The organism is Pseudomonas sp. PD9R (assembly GCF_019200975.1).
Classification (GTDB): Bacteria; Pseudomonadota; Gammaproteobacteria; order Pseudomonadales; family Pseudomonadaceae; genus Aquipseudomonas.
Window position 1 is genome coordinate 383,055 of record NZ_JAHTMR010000003.1, and the last position, 15,512, is coordinate 398,566.

The 15,512-nt window shown below is 55.8% G+C and carries 15 protein-coding genes; 8 read left to right on the forward strand and 7 right to left on the reverse strand.

Features of this window, described 5'->3' with window-relative positions; genetic code table 11:
• The first annotated feature begins 99 nt into the window (after positions 1-99).
• On the forward strand, positions 100-1,026 hold the full coding sequence (locus KUF73_RS09275) for a LysR family transcriptional regulator (protein ID WP_218437736.1): 927 nt from the start codon (positions 100-102) through the stop codon (positions 1,024-1,026).
• On the opposite strand, the gene KUF73_RS09280 is transcribed toward KUF73_RS09275, so the two are convergent.
• On the reverse strand, positions 1,008-1,556 hold the full coding sequence (locus tag KUF73_RS09280) for a TetR/AcrR family transcriptional regulator (RefSeq protein ID WP_218437737.1): 549 nt from the start codon (positions 1,554-1,556) through the stop codon (positions 1,008-1,010). The two genes, KUF73_RS09275 and KUF73_RS09280, sit on opposite strands and share 19 nt — an antisense overlap.
• A gap of 199 nt (positions 1,557-1,755) precedes the next feature.
• Between KUF73_RS09280 and KUF73_RS09285 the strand changes: the two genes are divergently transcribed.
• The 3 genes from KUF73_RS09285 to KUF73_RS09295 are packed head-to-tail and all read left to right on the forward strand — an operon-like array spanning position 1,756 to position 2,952.
• Positions 1,756-2,187, forward strand: coding sequence for an NADPH-dependent F420 reductase (locus tag KUF73_RS09285; protein ID WP_218437738.1), 432 nt, complete (start codon positions 1,756-1,758; stop codon positions 2,185-2,187).
• A 56-nt stretch (positions 2,188-2,243) separates the two neighbouring features.
• The gene (locus KUF73_RS09290) at positions 2,244-2,573 is read left to right on the forward strand and encodes a YciI family protein (RefSeq protein ID WP_218437739.1); all 330 of its coding nucleotides are present in this window, start codon (positions 2,244-2,246) and stop codon (positions 2,571-2,573) included.
• Between the two features lie 49 nt (positions 2,574-2,622).
• On the forward strand, positions 2,623-2,952 hold the full coding sequence (locus KUF73_RS09295) for a YciI family protein (protein ID WP_218437740.1): 330 nt from the start codon (positions 2,623-2,625) through the stop codon (positions 2,950-2,952).
• A 33-nt stretch (positions 2,953-2,985) separates the two neighbouring features.
• Here KUF73_RS09295 and KUF73_RS09300 read toward each other — a convergent pair whose 3' ends face one another.
• Positions 2,986-3,894 carry a LysR family transcriptional regulator gene (locus KUF73_RS09300; protein ID WP_218437741.1) on the reverse strand — a complete coding sequence of 303 codons (909 nt, stop codon included), beginning with the start codon at positions 3,892-3,894 and terminating at the stop codon, positions 2,986-2,988.
• Between the two features lie 34 nt (positions 3,895-3,928).
• Positions 3,929-5,464: an MFS transporter gene (locus tag KUF73_RS09305; RefSeq protein WP_218437742.1), complete on the reverse strand. Its 1,536-nt coding sequence runs from the start codon at positions 5,462-5,464 to the stop codon at positions 3,929-3,931.
• Positions 5,465-5,624: 160 nt separating this feature from the next.
• On the opposite strand from KUF73_RS09305, the gene KUF73_RS09310 reads away from it, so the two are divergent.
• On the forward strand, positions 5,625-6,599 hold the full coding sequence (locus KUF73_RS09310; RefSeq protein WP_218437743.1) for a LysR family transcriptional regulator: 975 nt from the start codon (positions 5,625-5,627) through the stop codon (positions 6,597-6,599).
• A 4-nt stretch (positions 6,600-6,603) separates the two neighbouring features.
• Here KUF73_RS09310 and KUF73_RS09315 read toward each other — a convergent pair whose 3' ends face one another.
• The 4 genes from KUF73_RS09315 to KUF73_RS09330 all read right to left on the reverse strand — a co-directional run bounded on the left by KUF73_RS09315 (position 6,604) and on the right by KUF73_RS09330 (position 11,107).
• A complete protein-coding gene (locus tag KUF73_RS09315; RefSeq protein ID WP_218437744.1) occupies positions 6,604-7,806 on the reverse strand; it encodes an MFS transporter in 1,203 nt (400 codons plus the stop codon).
• Between the two features lie 15 nt (positions 7,807-7,821).
• Positions 7,822-8,934 carry an alkene reductase gene (locus tag KUF73_RS09320; protein WP_218437745.1) on the reverse strand — a complete coding sequence of 371 codons (1,113 nt, stop codon included), beginning with the start codon at positions 8,932-8,934 and terminating at the stop codon, positions 7,822-7,824.
• A gap of 64 nt (positions 8,935-8,998) precedes the next feature.
• The gene (locus KUF73_RS09325) at positions 8,999-10,288 is read right to left on the reverse strand and encodes an epoxide hydrolase family protein (protein ID WP_218437746.1); all 1,290 of its coding nucleotides are present in this window, start codon (positions 10,286-10,288) and stop codon (positions 8,999-9,001) included.
• 63 nt (positions 10,289-10,351) lie between these two features.
• A complete protein-coding gene (locus KUF73_RS09330; RefSeq protein ID WP_218437747.1) occupies positions 10,352-11,107 on the reverse strand; it encodes an SDR family NAD(P)-dependent oxidoreductase in 756 nt (251 codons plus the stop codon).
• 700 nt (positions 11,108-11,807) lie between these two features.
• Between KUF73_RS09330 and KUF73_RS09335 the strand changes: the two genes are divergently transcribed.
• The 3 genes from KUF73_RS09335 (at position 11,808) to KUF73_RS09345 (ending at position 15,385) form a co-directional block, all read left to right on the forward strand.
• Entirely contained in the window at positions 11,808-12,836 is a 1,029-nt protein-coding gene (locus KUF73_RS09335; protein ID WP_218437748.1) for a helix-turn-helix transcriptional regulator, read from the forward strand.
• Positions 12,837-13,005: 169 nt separating this feature from the next.
• Positions 13,006-14,466, forward strand: coding sequence for an APC family permease (locus KUF73_RS09340; protein ID WP_218437749.1), 1,461 nt, complete (start codon positions 13,006-13,008; stop codon positions 14,464-14,466).
• A 16-nt stretch (positions 14,467-14,482) separates the two neighbouring features.
• Positions 14,483-15,385, forward strand: coding sequence for a polyprenyl synthetase family protein (locus KUF73_RS09345; protein ID WP_256345525.1), 903 nt, complete (start codon positions 14,483-14,485; stop codon positions 15,383-15,385).
• Positions 15,386-15,512: the final 127 nt, after the last annotated feature.

Below are 15,512 nucleotides of genomic sequence, written 5' to 3' on the forward strand. Positions count from 1 at the left end.
AACTTAGGTGTTAAGAGGCGATAATTACCTTGGCAGCGATAAAATTTATCGATGCCAGCAATATATAAACGTCAGCCGTACCGGCGTGTGAGGGGCAGTGTGGACAGGTTTTCAGCTTTAGAGATTTTTGTCAGGGTCGTTGAAATTGGCAGCTTTTCGAAGACGGCAACTGAGCTGGCAATCAGTCAATCGACGGTCAGTAAAAACATCACAGATCTGGAAAAACAACTCCAGGCCAAGCTGCTTTCGCGAACGACTAGACGACTGTCCTTAACGGAAGCAGGGGAAGGATTCTACGAGCAAGCCAAGTTGATACTCGAACAGTATTCCATGGCGCTGGGCGATGCTGTGAATGTCAGGCAAACACCTTCCGGCACGTTGCGTATGGCCACTCCGATCCTGTTGGGGCGCAAGCAACTTACGCCGCTGTTGCCGCGCTTTTTCGAGCGATACCCGGATATCGTGGTCGAGCATTATCTGAGTGATTCGGAGACTGACCTGATACGCGATGGCGTCGATGTTTCCATCCGCGTCGGCGAGATGAAAGACAGCTCGCATCAAGCGCGAAAACTGGGTGTTTTGCAGCCCATCACCGTCGCCTCACCAGACTTTTTGCAGAAGTACCCGGCGATTACTCATCCTCGTGACCTGGCTTCTGTTCCTTGTCTGATCTACCTGCGCCATCCGGCGCCGTTTGAGTGGTCATTTATCTCGGCAACCGGGGAGGCCGTTACAGTCGACGTCAATGGCCCTTATCGGGTCAATGTGTTCGAAGCGCTATGCGAGGCTGCGATTGCTGGACTTGGAATTTTGCAGGCACCGTTGTCGGCGTGTGGGGCAGACCTTGAGGCCGGGCGTCTGGTCAGGCTGCTTCCTGACTATGACGCCGGTTTCGTTCCCATCTACGCGGTGATGCCATCCTCATCCTGGATCCCGCAAAAGACCCGCGTGATGGTGGATTTTCTGGTCGAGGAATTCCAGCGCAACCCATGGCTCAATGGCTCGGATCAAGACGTCGGCATGTGAGGAAACGCTTGCATGGCAACCTGAACGATCTCTAGTAGTTGCTCGGACGTCGCGCCATCTCTGGCCTGCACGGCCAAACCTCGGGCCAGTACGTTGAAGTAACCCGCCAACGCTTTCACATCAGTATCTGCGGGCACATCGCCTTCCTCGATACCGCGCAGAATTCTCGCTTCCATCACCTGCCGGGCCACCGCTCTGTGCGCGGTCATCATTTCACGAACCGAATGCAGCGCCGGGGGGACGTGCACGCACGCCACGGAAATCATGCAGCCCGACGGCAGATCCTCTCGGGTGAACTCGGTCGCTGTTGCTTCCATCAGTCGTTTGAAGGCGGTACGTGTATCAGTCGGGTCGCTCAAGATACCGATGAACCACTCACCCGATGCTTCCAGATAGGCATTGGTCGCTTCGGCGTAGAGCTGCTCTTTACTGCCAAACGAGTTGTAGAAGCTGGACGGGCTGATCCCCATGGCCGCGACCAGGCTATCGAAGGACGTGCCTTCATAACCCGACTCCCAGAACAATTTCATTGCTTGATGCACAGCAGTCACTCGATCGAATGTCGAGGGTCGGCCACGGCTGCGTTTTTTGGCTTCGGATATTTTTGGTTCCATCGCTCCAATATTCCTTGACGAGGGGATTTCTATCACCCTAGTATTGCATATCGGAGTGATCACTCCAAAAAAAATATTTATCCCGGTTAAACGCAATGATGACGAGGGCGTCTTGATGAAAATTGGAATGCTGGGTGCGGGCAGTGTGGCGTTGTCCGTTGCCCGGCACGCGATTGAACAGGGTCATGAAGTGCTGTTGAGCAACCGCAGCGGTACAAGCAAATTGGCTGATGCGCTGCTTGAGTTGGGGCCTAGGGCATCCGTGGTGACCTTCGCCGAAGCCGCCGCCGCGCCGGTGGCCGAGTTGGCACGGGGCGCCCGAGTCGTCAAAGCGTTCAACAACATCATCATGACCAACTTCAACGCTGGCCCTGTCCGCGACCAGGCCCGCAGGGTGCTGTTCGTCTCGGGTGACGACAGCGATGCCAAGGCATTCGTGACCGAGTTCATCAACAAGATGGGCTTTCGCACCATCGACCTCGGTGGGCTAAAGGAAGGCGGGAAAATGCAACAAGCCGGCGGCCCTCTGGGCGGGCATGACTTCTGATCTCCCAATAAACGTTCTTTCTTTCTAAACAAACTATCCTGTTGGAGTACCAAACCATGATTGACGAAAACGGCCCACACTATTTCATCGCCTTCCAAACCCCAGGCCCGAAATGGGTTCAGGGCGTCAAATACAATGAGCAACCTGAGTTCATGGATCATGTGAACTACATGATCGAATTGCACCAGAAGGGTTTGATCGTGCTCAGCGGCCCGTTCATGGAAAAGGCTGGCGGTCTCAACGGCGTATTGGCAGATGGCGGCATGACGATCTTTAAGGCCGCAGACCTTGATGAGGCCGTCAAAATCGGTACGGACGATCCCACGGTGAAGTCCGGCTTTCTCAACGTCGAAGTGAAGATGATGTGGGTGCCGTTCCATACCTGATCGGTAAGGACTGCTCTCGATTCCCCCTTTTCCTCTGGAGTACCGAATCATGATTGACGAAAACGGCCCACACTATTTTGTCGCCTTTCAAACGCCTGGCCCGAACTGGGTCCAAGGCGTGAAATACAACGAACAACCCGGGTTCATGGACCATGTTGGCTACATGATCGAAATGCAGGAAAAAGGCCTGACGGTGCTCAGCGGCCCGTTCATGGAGAAAGCCGGTGGCCTCAATGGCGTGTTGGCAGACGGCGGCATGACGATTTTCAAGGCGGCGGACCTCGAAGAAGCCACCCGGGTCGGCACTGAAGATCCGTCGGTAAAGTCAGGCTTGCTCAACGTCGAGGTGAAGATGATGTGGGTGCCGTTTCACACCTGATTGATAGATTGCGACCGATGAAGTCTGTTCGCACTACCGTCGTGCGGACAGGCTTTCAAATTGCTGCGTTATCCAATCGATAAACACTCGCGTGCGAGCGCTCATGTGGCGGTTGGGTGGATAGACCAAGTGAAAGGGGTAGTCCGGAGGTTGCCAGTCTTCCAGCACGGCGATGAGCCTGCCGTCTTCAAGGTAGGGGCGCAGCTTCCACTCGAAACTGTAAAGCAGGCCAATTCCCGTGAGCCCTGCAGCCAGATGGGCGTTGCTTTCGTTAACGGTCAACAGCGTAGGCACTTCGATGTGCAGCGCCTCACCATCTTTATTAAATACCAGCGGCGTCGACCTTCCGGAAGACGTCGATTGATAGTTGATCACCACATGCCCTGTGCTCAAATCACTCGGGTGCAAGGGAATACCGTGGCGTTGCAGATACGCCGGCGTTGCGGCCGTTACCCACGGTGATGAGCCCAATGGGCGCGCCACCATGGAAAGATCATTCACCACGCCACTTCTGACGGCGCAATCGGCTCGTTCGCGGATCAGATGCGCCGCTCGGTCCCCCACGCTGATTTCAATTTCAATGGCGGGATATTTTGCGTAGAAGTCGGGCAGGCGAGGAATGATGACATTGCTCGCGACCCACGCGCTGGCATCGACGTGAACAAGGCCGTGAAGTTCGGCTGCCACACTGTCAAAAGAGCCATCGATTTCTCTCAATTCATTTAACCAGCGCGTGGTCCGCTCATAGTAAGCCGCGCCCTCTGGGGTGACCTGCACGCTACGTGTAGATCTTTTCAGCAGCTTCACTTTGAGATGCGCTTCCAGATCGCCGATCAGTTTACTGACCGTTGTCTTCGGCATGCCCAGTGATTTCGCTGCCTTGGTGAATCCGGCGAGTTCAACCACCTGCACGAACACCCTGATTGCATTGAGCTGATCCACGGGTCTCTCCTCATCAACATTCCACACCCAACCTTCAGGTTCGGACGCGGGTCGCGGTGGCCTCGCAGACGTCCTCGACAGCACCACGGTCGAGAAACAGAAACACTACCCCGGCAGTCAGAGTCGTAATAGCGGTCAGTATTAGTAGCAACGTTTTGAACGCTGCATCATAACTTTGGGCCAGCGTGCCAGCGGCTATATTCGGCAAGAACTGTACAGCTCCAGCCACATCCCCGGTAATCATGTGTTGGGCGGCATTTGCGGTGTCGGTGATGGCCTGGGAACTCAGCGAACCAAGGTGATGTGCCGTCAGAGCTGACAGCAGCGCAGTGACCAGGGCCAGGGCGATGCCTTCACCCGCGACACGGGTCGTGCTGAATATTCCGGTGGCCATGCCGGCTCGCTCCTTGGGCACGACACTCACCGCCAGACCATCCATCAACCCCCAAGGGAAGCTGATGCCGACCCCAATCACCAGCATCGGCCAGGTCAGTTGGTCTGCGGTGCTTCCCAACGGCAGGTGACTAAGCCAGTAAAGTCCGCCTGCCGAGACCAGCAAACCTGTACCACACAGTGTAGAGGGTGAGAGCCAGCGAGTGAGGTAACCCGCCACGATAGGCAGAACCAGGAGGGGGCCGGACAAGGCGATCATCAGGAAACCGGCATCCATCTCGCTCATGCCTTCGATCCCGACGAAACGAACGGGCAGCAACACGAGCAGCACGACAAACGCATAAGCAGGTGCTGCGGCCAGCAGCTGAACACCGACAAATCGAGGGAAGCGAAAGAGCGTCAGGTCGAGCATCGGTTGCGCGACTCGACGTTCAATCAGGATGAAGGCCAGCAACGACAACAGGGCCATGACCAACAGCGCCAGTACCAGCGGATCGATCAAGCCACTTTCCGGCACCTTAAGAATGGCAAATGTAAATACGCCCAGGGCCACCGTGAAGGTGATCGCACCAGCCCAGTCAATGCCAACGGCCGCCGGATTGCGCGATTCTGCCATGTACCGTGCGCCGAGCAGTAATGCCACGACTGCCAGCACGGTGATCATCCAGAAAATCACGTGCCAGCCGAACATTTCAATGATCAGCCCGGCGGCGATGGGGCCAAAGGCAAGCCCGATACCGAAACTGCTGCCGACGAAGCTGAATGCGCGAATCCTCGCGGGGCCGTCGAACACTTGGGCCAGGGCTGACATACCGCCGGAAAACACCGCCGCAGCGGCCACGCCTTGGAGGGCGCGCATCCCGTCGAACACCAACATGTTGGATACCACCGTCAGGGCCGCCGAAGACACCGCAAAGCCAATCACACCGCCGATAAAAACCCGCTTGCGACCAAAGCTGTCCGACAGTGCGCCCGCCAGCATCAGCAGGCTGCCGAACGTCAGCATGAAGGCGTTAGTAATCCAGTTGACCTCCAAGGGCGTTGCATTCAAATCCCGTCCGATAACGGGCAGTGCGATGGCGGCGGCCGTGAAATTGAGCGGCATGGTGACGGCCGCTATACAGACGGCCAGAAGAACCACCGTTCGCTCGAAGGCACCGTAGGTGTGAGGTTTCATAGAGTGTGATCCTGAAGTGGGGAGCAGGGTGCCAGGAACGGATTCGGGCTATTGCCCTGTGCGGACTGAATGTTTGAGAATCATAAATCGTCGTTAAACTTGCTAAAAATGATGATTTATCCGTTCATAGCGGAAATAAACGCTCGAATGTGAGGGTGAGATGGATCGAATTACCGGGCTTCTGCCTTTCGTCAAAACGGCCGAACTCGGCAGTTTTGTCGCCGCTGGCCGCGCATTGGGTTTATCGGCATCCGCCGTGGGTAAAAGCGTGACGCGCCTGGAGCAGCAGGTGGGTGTCCGGCTGTTTCAACGCACCACTCGCAGCCTCAGCCTGACCGACGAGGGCCGCCAGTTTCACGAGCGTTGCCGACGTATTCTCGAAGACTTCGAGGACGCCCAGGCTGCGTTGACACATTCAACCGAGATTCCCAGAGGTCGTTTGCGTATCACGCTGCCCATTGCCAGTTATCAACTGTTCCGGGCAGCATTCTTGGACTTCATGTCGTGTTATCCGGAAATTGAAATGGACATCGATTTCAGCGATCAGATGGTGGACTTGATCAACGAAGGAATGGATATCGCCATACGCGGCGGTGAACTTCCGGACTCACTGCTGATGCGCCGTTCTTTGCCCCCGGTGCAGTTGCTGGTGTGTGCATCGCCAACCTATCTCGAACGTCACGGTGCGCCTCAGGTGCCACATGACTTGGCTGATCATGCAGGCGTGAGGTTCCGCTACTTTCAAAATGGGAAACTCCAGGACTGGCCCCTGCGGCGCAAGGCCGGGGAGGTAGAGCTTCGTACGCGGACGACCCTTATCTGTAACAACATGAATATGGTCCACGGTGCGCTGGTCAACGGATTCGGAGTGGGCGTGATACCGGATTTTCTCGCCCGTGAAGCGCTGGCGGATGGATCGCTGCGGTGCATATTGCTGGATCATCTGGCGCCACCCAACCCCATGAGTATGGTCTGGCCCTCCAGTCGACAACTGTCCCGAAAAATCCGGGTGTTTGTCGATTTCATCAGTGCTCGTCTTGCGCAGGAAATGTCGGCGGTCACGGTTTCCATCGCTGAGAGCGTCGAGCGCTCAACCGCCGACACGACGTCGGCGATTGACGGCTCTGTCAGTTGAAAGGTTAGCGCCTGGTCAGCCCTGTCGCGGCAATTACAGCTACCGCGATCAGACACGACGCCCCTCCCAATTGAAGGGTACTGACGATACCCTGCGCATCGAACACCGTGCCTCCGAGCAGGGCGCCGAGGGAAATGGCCAACTGAAAAAACGTGACCAGCATGGCCTGTCCCGACTCCTGCGCCTGCGGCAAAGCTTCCAGCATCCAACCGGTCATCGATAGGGGGACCAGGCCAAACGCTGCGCCCCAGACCAGGCTCGCAACGCCCGCAGTGATCAGGCCGCCATCGAGCCATCCTTCGCCGACCAGCACAGAGGTGAACAGCACGCCTGCGATCACTGCCGCCGCCAGAAGGGCGACAGCCCGGGCATTCCTCGCGACGAGCCGCCCAGCAACCAGCGTTCCGACGAAGCCTGCCGTTCCATAGATCAGCAAAAGGCTGACCACCGCGTCCCCCGTGAGCCCGAACAATTGCTGGAACATGGGCCGCAGATAGGTGTATCCCGCGAAGTGGCCGGCCACCACAAAAAACGTGACCACTAGCCCCAGCCGCGCGCTCAGGCGAGTGAAAGGTTCAAGCAATTCACGAGGGCTGATGGCTCGTGCCGCAGGCAGGGCGGGCAGCACCTTCAATTGCAAGACCAGTACCGCACCCGCCAACACCGCAGAGACCGCAAATGCAATTCGCCAACCTGCAAAGTTTCCCAACAGGGCGCCCGCAGGCACGCCGGCCACTGTGGCCACCGAGATACCCGCGAGGATGTAAGACATCGCCTTGGGCTGCATCGCACTGGGCACCAGATGCCCGGTTGCACTCGGTGCGAAGGTCCAGAATCCGCCCACGCACAGACCCAGCAATACGCGAGCGAAGAGCATGGTCGCCAGGTTTGGAGCGAGTGCGGCGAACACATTCGACAGCACCAGCAGCGCCGATAAAACCAACAGCACTGCTCGGCGATCAAGACGACCTGAGGCCGTCAATAGTACTGGCCCTGCCAGTGCGGCGCTCACCCCCGGAAGAGTGACCATCAAGCCTGCCGTTCCCTCACTGACATTCAGACTGGCGGCAATATTGGTCAGTAAGCCAACCGGAAGAAACTCGCAGGTGACTGAGGCGAAGGTACTGATCGCTAACGATCCCACCGCCAGCCATGCCGGTGCAGCCACTGATGTTTCGGCACCGATTTGATGTCCAGCTGAACTCATTTTTCATGACTCCGATCAGGCCGTGGCCTCCAGGGCTTCGGCGTGGTATTCGGCGTAATCCAGATACCCTTCAAGGCCGCCCTGATAGAAATAGTCGACGCGCGGGGCGGTCAGTGGATAACCGTGACGCATACGGTTCACCAGATCCGGGTTAGCCACGAAGGACGTACCAAATGCCACAAGGTCAACGGTACCGTCGGCCAGAAGTGCTTCGCCGGACTGTTGCGAGTAGCCGCCACTGACCATAACGGTGCCGCGATAGTGCTTGCGCAGGAACCCGGCGATGTCATTGAACTCGGCAGCAGCGGTGCCCCGTGGCTGGTTGGGAAAGCCCCACCCATGCACAAAGGCCAGGTCAAAGTCATTGAGGCGATTTACGAGATGGGCGTACGTCGTAACGCTGTCCTGATTGGCCGTTACCACGCCTGATATAACGCCGGGGCTGAGTTTGACAGCGACTTTTTTCGGACCCCATTCAGCAACGCATGCCGCAACGATTTCGAGCAGAAAGCGTGAGCGATTCTCCGGTGAGCCGCCGTAGGCGTCGGTGCGCTGGTTGGTCGCCGAGTTGAAAAACTCCGGGATCAGATAAAGATACGCACCATGAATTTCGAATCCATCAAAACCTGCGCGGCGCGCGTTGGCGCTGGCCTTGGCGTAATCGGCCACGGTTTGACGAATATCCTCCAGGGTCATTTCCCGTGGCGTCACGGTTGTTTGGAAACCATTGTTGGTAAACGCCATTTCTTGCGGGTTGATCGCCGAGGGCCCGGCAGGTAGCTCGCCGCCCAGATGGTCGGGATGCGACACCGCGCCCAGATGGCCGGCCTGGAAGAAAATCTTGCCGCCCTTGGCATGCACCGCATCGGTGATTTTGCGCCAGCCTGCAACTTGCTCTTCGGTGTATATCGCTGGCACGTTGAAGAAGCCGATGGACTCAGGGTTGACCCAACTGCCCTCAGTGAGGATAAGGCCGGCCTCTGCGCGTTGGCTGTAATACTCGACCATTGATTCATTGGGCACCAGGCCAGGGTTGTCCGCCCGGCAGCGGCTTAACGATGACATGACGATGCGGTTTTTCAGGTGCAAATCACCCAGCGCAAAGGGCTCGAATAGGAGGTCAGACATTCAAAAAATCTCGGGTAATCAAAACAAAACGCGGCGAATACGCCGCTTGGCAAATCAGAAATACTCAGACCAATCGGTAGGGCTTCAATGCCTTGCGAAGCTCTTCGACGAAGGAGCCAGGTTTTTCCAGGGCTGCAAAATGTCCACCGGCCGGAACTTCATTCCAGTAGGTCAATTTGGAGTAGGTTTGATCGCCCCAGCTCTTGGGGGGCGTGAAAATGTCGCCCTTGAAAATACTCACGGCGACCGGGCCTGCCAGCTCGAAGCGGACGAAGTCCTTGTTGAAGCTTTCCTTGTAAAGGCGAGCGGACGATGCAGCGGTGTCTGTCACCCAGTACAGCATGATGTTGTCGAGCATCTTGTCGACCGCGATGGCGTCGGCAGGGTCGCCTCTGTTATCGGTCCAGGCTTGAAACTTTTCATAGATCCACATCGCCTGCCCAATCGGCGAGTCAGCCAGTCCGTAGCCGAGCGTTTGCGGCCGCGAGCCTTGTATGGACGCATAGCCGGAGAGATCGGCACCGTAATGGATGAGTTGATTCAGCGCTGCCTGCTCGGCAGGCGTGTAACCGCCAGCGCCCGGTGGCGGCGGTGGGAACAGAATCGGCAGATTCAGGTGGATCGCAGCCAGACCTTGTGGCTGCTGCTTTGACATCCAGCTGGCAACACCTGCTCCCAGGTCCCCGCCCTGTGCAACGTAATGGGCGTAACCGAGCCGTTTCATCAGCATGTCCCACGCCTGAGCAATGCGAGGTAGGCCCCAGCCGGCGGTCGTTGGTTTGTCGGAAAAACCATAACCGGGCATCGATGGAATCACCACATGAAACGCGTCGGCTACCGTCCCACCGTGGGCGGTCGGATTGACCAATGGATCAATGGTATCGAGGAACTCGACAACCGAGCCAGGCCAGCCGTGAGTCAGGATCATCGGCAATGCATTGGCGTGCCGTGACTTCACATGAATGAAGTGGATGCCCAGACCGTCGATGCTGGTGCGGAATTGAGGGAAGGCATTGAGTCGCTTTTCCAGCCGAGTCATGTCGTACTGGCGTCGCCAGTAATCGGTGAGAGCCTTGGCTTTGGCCAGCGGAACCCCTTGGCTCCAATCTGCGGTAGTGCCCGCATCCGGCCAACGGACGGTAGTCAGGCGCTGGCGCAAATCGACGATTACCGAGGGATCAAGCTTGACGCGAAAAGGCGTTATGCCGTTGCCCACCGGAGTGTTTTCGATAGCTGATGCGTTGACGGCTAGGGGGAGGCCGCTGGCTGCCAGCGCAATGCCGGAGGCCGCACCCGCTATCAGGTGGCGTCGAGATAATGTGAAGCCGGGAAGATCGTTATGTGCATCTGGCATCGCGTGAATCCTGTTGGGTTATGGAGGGGGAGGCTGCCGCGAGGGCAGCCGGGGCTCGTACCGTTAGGCGCCGTAGCCACCATCCACGCTGAATACACTGCCGTTAACAAAGCTCGCCGAAGGGCTCACCAGGAAAGCCACGGCGGCTGCGATTTCGTCGGGCCGGCCAAAGCGACCCAGTGCATTGGCACCTTTCTGCCAACCGGAGAACGGGCCGTCTTGAGGGTTCATATCGGTGTTGATAGAGCCCACGCGGATGATGTTCACAGTGATGCCGCGAGGGCCCAGTTCACGGGCAGCACCTTTTGAGTAACCCTCGATTGCGGCTTTGGTCGCGGCATAATCCGCCAACCCTGGCACGCCCACGAGCGAGGCGAGGCCGGAGGACATCGAAACAATGCGTCCGCCGTCAGTCATCACTCGGGACGCTTCACGGATACCGGTGATGACACCGCTCAAGTTGATGGCAACTTGACGGTCGAAACGCTCGGTCTCCAGTGTTTCGATAATCGATCCTGTCTCGAAAACACCGGCGTTGTTGACGAGGATGTCCAGCTTTCCAAATGTCGACACCACGTTGTTGATCAGCGCGACGACTTGAGCTTCATCAGCTTGATCAGCCTTGAAAGCGTGGGCTTTTCCGCCTGCCGCTTCGATGGCGCTAACCACTTCCTGGGCCTTTTGCGCGTTGGCGGTGAAGCTGATAGCAACCGTCGCACCCAGTTCGGCGAGTTGCTTGGCGACCGCTGCGCCAATGCCGCGCGCACCGCCAGTCACCAGCGCAACCTTGCCTTGCAGATTCAAAAGTGTGTTTGTCATCGTCGTAGCCTCAAAGAATGATTGAATACCTGAGTAGCTCTTCAGGTTTGGGATCACTCTATCGGGGCTAGATATTTCGAGAAGTCAGCTAATCGGGGAATCACTGTCCATGGAGATGGACAGTGATTTTTGATTGCGGAGTTTAAGAGCGGTCATTCAACGTACCAGGACGCGTTTTCTGTTTGACAGTATTCTTGGTAGTGGCAATTTTATGCTTTTTCCAGATTGTACTTATTAAAACTTACTCGCCTATGCTATCGCTGCCCCAAGTCTATTCTGCTTTGCGCGGTATGTTTTACTCATGTGGTGTTGAGATTGGATTTCGGCTTGATGTAGTCCGCGTCCAAACGACTGTGTAAGAATTTGCAGAGTGTTAAGCAGGTTTAAGCATTAATTATTCAACTGCGATGCGTCGTCTGCTGATGAAAAATCAATGGTGCAATATTGCACTATTGTGTATCCGGTTCTTTGTGTCAGCGTGGCATAGTACTTGCGAGGTCTATCGTGACCGTGACCGGTTGTCGTTAGCTGGCGCGTTATTCAATCGCCCGGGTTAGATACTATTGCGCACGATATTTGCCAAAATCAAGATCTAGTATCGTATTGGAACCATCGGTTATGCGCGTCGTTTGGTAGGCATACTGCGCAGTGAAAGGACTATGCTTATCGTGATAAGGCATTTGCAAAATCGGAGGTCCTCATGGGTGAAGTCTTTCATGATCATAAGCGTGTAGCGGCAGCAATAGCGACCGTTGTCGATGCTGTAGGGCAGCAGGGCTTTTATGCCATCGTGCTGGAGACGCTGGGACAATATATTGACTGTGAGCGTTGGCTGGCTATCAAGTACAGCAGGTTTTCTGCCCCCGAGTTCATTGTCAACACGTCTTTGAGCAGCGAGGCAGTTGAGCAATACATGAGTCACCTCTACAGGATCGACCCTCTGCTTCGGTTAGTGACTGAAGATCGCGTGCCCTCTGTCGTCACGTTTTCACTCATGCAAAGCGAGGATGATTCCAACGTTTATTACGATGAAATCTTCAAGTCGGGGCAGATTCTAGACGAGCTGACGCTGATGCTGCCCGTCATCGGTGGGGGTTATCTGGGCTTCTGCTTCGACCGCGAGTACACCCTGTTCAATGAGGATGAAATCGCGTTTTTCACCGCCCTGTACCCGATCATCGTCGCTGCGCATGCCGCGCACATGCGAACGGAGTTTCTGGAGGGGCTCGGGGCCTTGTTCGGGAATGGAAAGGTCGGTGTTCTCACGGTAGGCAGTGATAACAGGATTATCTACCAAAACCCCGCCTGGCAAGCCTTGGCCGGTCATGCCTTCGGAAACGAAACGTTGAAATTCATATTGAGTCAGCCTGAACTGATCGCAGTTCATGTTGAGGGCTTGATTGCCCACTGGGAATATTCCAAGAATGTATCCGCTTCTGCTACGAGTGTTAGAGCAGTATTTCTCGAACAGAAAAGCGAAGGGTATATACAAACGGATGTAAAAGAGTTCTTCGAACAATTCTATGCTACTTATCACCTTAGCCCGCGCGAGCGACAACTGGTCGAAAAAACGTTACGCGGGTATTCCATGCCCGTGATCGCAGAAAAACTTGATCTTAGTCTGGGCACGGTCAGAAATTATAAGCAGCGGTTGTACGCCAAACTCGATATCACCAGTGAACGGGAAATATTTTCTTTGTTCATGATGCACATGTTTGGACAATCATAACGGTAGCTAGTGCAGATTAGCACTATTGGTACAGTCGGTAACGAGCGCTAACATCGCCTTCAAGGCTCGGCACGCATCCTCGCAACAACGGTCAATCAGCGGCCGGCCTACAACGATAACAATATGAACTTGAAGACTCGCGGAATACGCGAGCGGCGGGAGTATGCCCATGAACAGCACATCGGTTGGCAAGGACAATTGTCAGGAAAAGGGTCATCACCTCCAGCGTGAACTTAACTTTTCCTCCACATTTTCCCTGGCCTTTGCCTTCATATCGCCCATTGTGGCGCTTTACTCCATCTTCGGAATCGGCATTTTAACGGTTGGTCCTGCCTTCTGGTGGGGGTTGGTGGTGGCCATGGCAGGGCAACTGTTAGTGGCGTTGGTCTTCGCCATGCTGGTATCGCGATTTCCGTATGAGGGCAGTATTTATCAGTGGTCCAAGTACCTGCTCGGCAGCCGCTTTGGCTGGTTTGCGGGCTGGACGTATATCTGCACGCTGCCGATCACCATTGCAACGGTAGCCTTTGGCGGCGCGGGATTCGTGGCGCAGCTGTTCGGCATCGATGCGACCGACAAGATGATCAGTGTGCCGATTGCCCTGTTTCTCATCGCATTCGCCACGTGGGGTAATACCCAAGGGCGAAAGATTTTTTCGACCATCGTCTGGCTGTGCATTGGTGCCGAAGTGATCGGTTCAGTCGGCATCGGCGTGCTGTTGCTGGTGGAGTTCAAAGTTAACGCGCTGTCCATCCTGATTCCCAACGCTCAGGTGTTTGCCTGGCCGGAACCCGGTATCTCCGGCTTTTTCTCGTCGAAAGTAGCGCTCGCCATCGCCTACTGCGGTTGGGCATTCGTGGGCTTTGAAAGCGCCGGTGCCGTTGCTGAGGAAGTCAAAGATCCTGAACGAGCGGTACCCAAGGCGATGCTGTTTTGCCTGCTGTCGGTTGGCGCGGTGGTGGCATTCTCGGCGTTTTCGCTGATTTTGGCTTTGCCCACGTTGGAATTCCCTGCGGGAAGCGACCCTGTCACGGTGACGCTGATCACTCATTTAGGGCAGATTGCTTACAAAGGCATGCTGGTGCTGTTCATCATCGGGTTTCTAGCGTGCATGCTTGGCATTCAGGCTTCGGTATCGCGGGTCATCTGGGCGTTCGCTCGGGACAGAACCATTCCTTGCTCGGATTTCCTGCGACAGTTGAGTGGGGACGACAAATTGCCTACGCGCGCTTTTCTGTTAACGGGCGGGTTATCGGCACTGTTATTCATGTTGTCTTTTACCAATATTTATCCGCTGTTATTGGCGTTCAGTATTGCCGGATTCTATCTCGCCTTTGCATTTCCGCTGGTGGGTGCTTGTATAAGTGTATTGAAAGGCGACTGGCGAGAGGGGCCGTTCTCTCTTGGTATCTTGAGTATTCCCACCATCTTCGCGGCAACCGGTTGGACTCTATTTGAAGCGGTCAATATTTCGTGGCCTCGTTATCCGGAACTTTCGTGGTACGAAAACTGGGCGGTGCCGATCATGATTGTTTTCCTGGCGATGGCAGGTTGGGTTATTTATTCGAAATGGGCCGCACCTTCTTGTACGCACTCTACGTTACACGCTGCCGTCGCGGATAACGAATAAATCTGGTGAGCCGGTGATGCGTATACATAAAAACATGGACAGCGAAAGATTTCTGATACTTCGCGCTCGACTGGATAATGGATTACGGAAACTACTGACATACTCAAGTCCCTCACTGGAGAACCTGTATAACGCCATGGCTTACGGCGTATTTGAACCGGGTAAATGTTTGCGGCCAATACTCGCTTACAGTGCGTGTGAAGCCATGGGAGGGCAGCTTGACGCTGCGGACGGTGTCGCTTGCGCGGTGGAGCTGATGCACGCCTATTCCTTGATACACGACGATCTACCGGCACTGGACGACGCGCTCGTTCGTCGAGGGAAGCCGGCGTTGCATGTGGCCTACGGTGAGAGCACGGCCTTGATCGCGGGGGATGCCTTGCAGGCACTGGCGTTCGAATCGTTGGCGCAACCATCAGCGTTGAGCGCCGGGATTCGGCTGCAAATGGTGGCGGTCATGGCCAGGGCGGCTGGCCCTTCTGGTCTTGCAGGCGGCCAGTTTCTCGATATGGCGTTGGCCGGTGCCCGACCCTCGCTGGAGCAAGTCGCCGAAATGCAGCGTTTGAAAACCGGCGCATTGATCGAGGCTAGCGTCGTGCTGGGCGCAATGGCGAGTGGCGCAGCTTTGGAAACGAATCGCTTCGTGGCCTTGAGAAAATACGCCGAACAGATCGGTAGAGCCTTTCAAGTGTGCGACGACATTCTGGATGTCGTCGGCGATCGGGTTGCCCTGGGGAAAGCCGTTCGCGCGGACCAGCACGCTAACAAGTCAACCGCTGTTTCTTCATTGGGATTGGAAGGGGCACGGCATCATGCCTGGCAACTTCTACTGGGGGCGTTAACGGCGCTGGACGCATTTGGCCCGGAAGCCGATGCACTTCGACAACTTGCATATGTTGTTGTGGAACGAGACCTCTAGCGATACGAACTTTCGTTCCGCTGTTAATTTAATAACGATAGCAATAGTGCAGATTTGCAGTATTTGAATTCTCCTGTCATGGGTTGAATATAACGACTACGACGCTCGAACGCTGATCAGTTTTCGG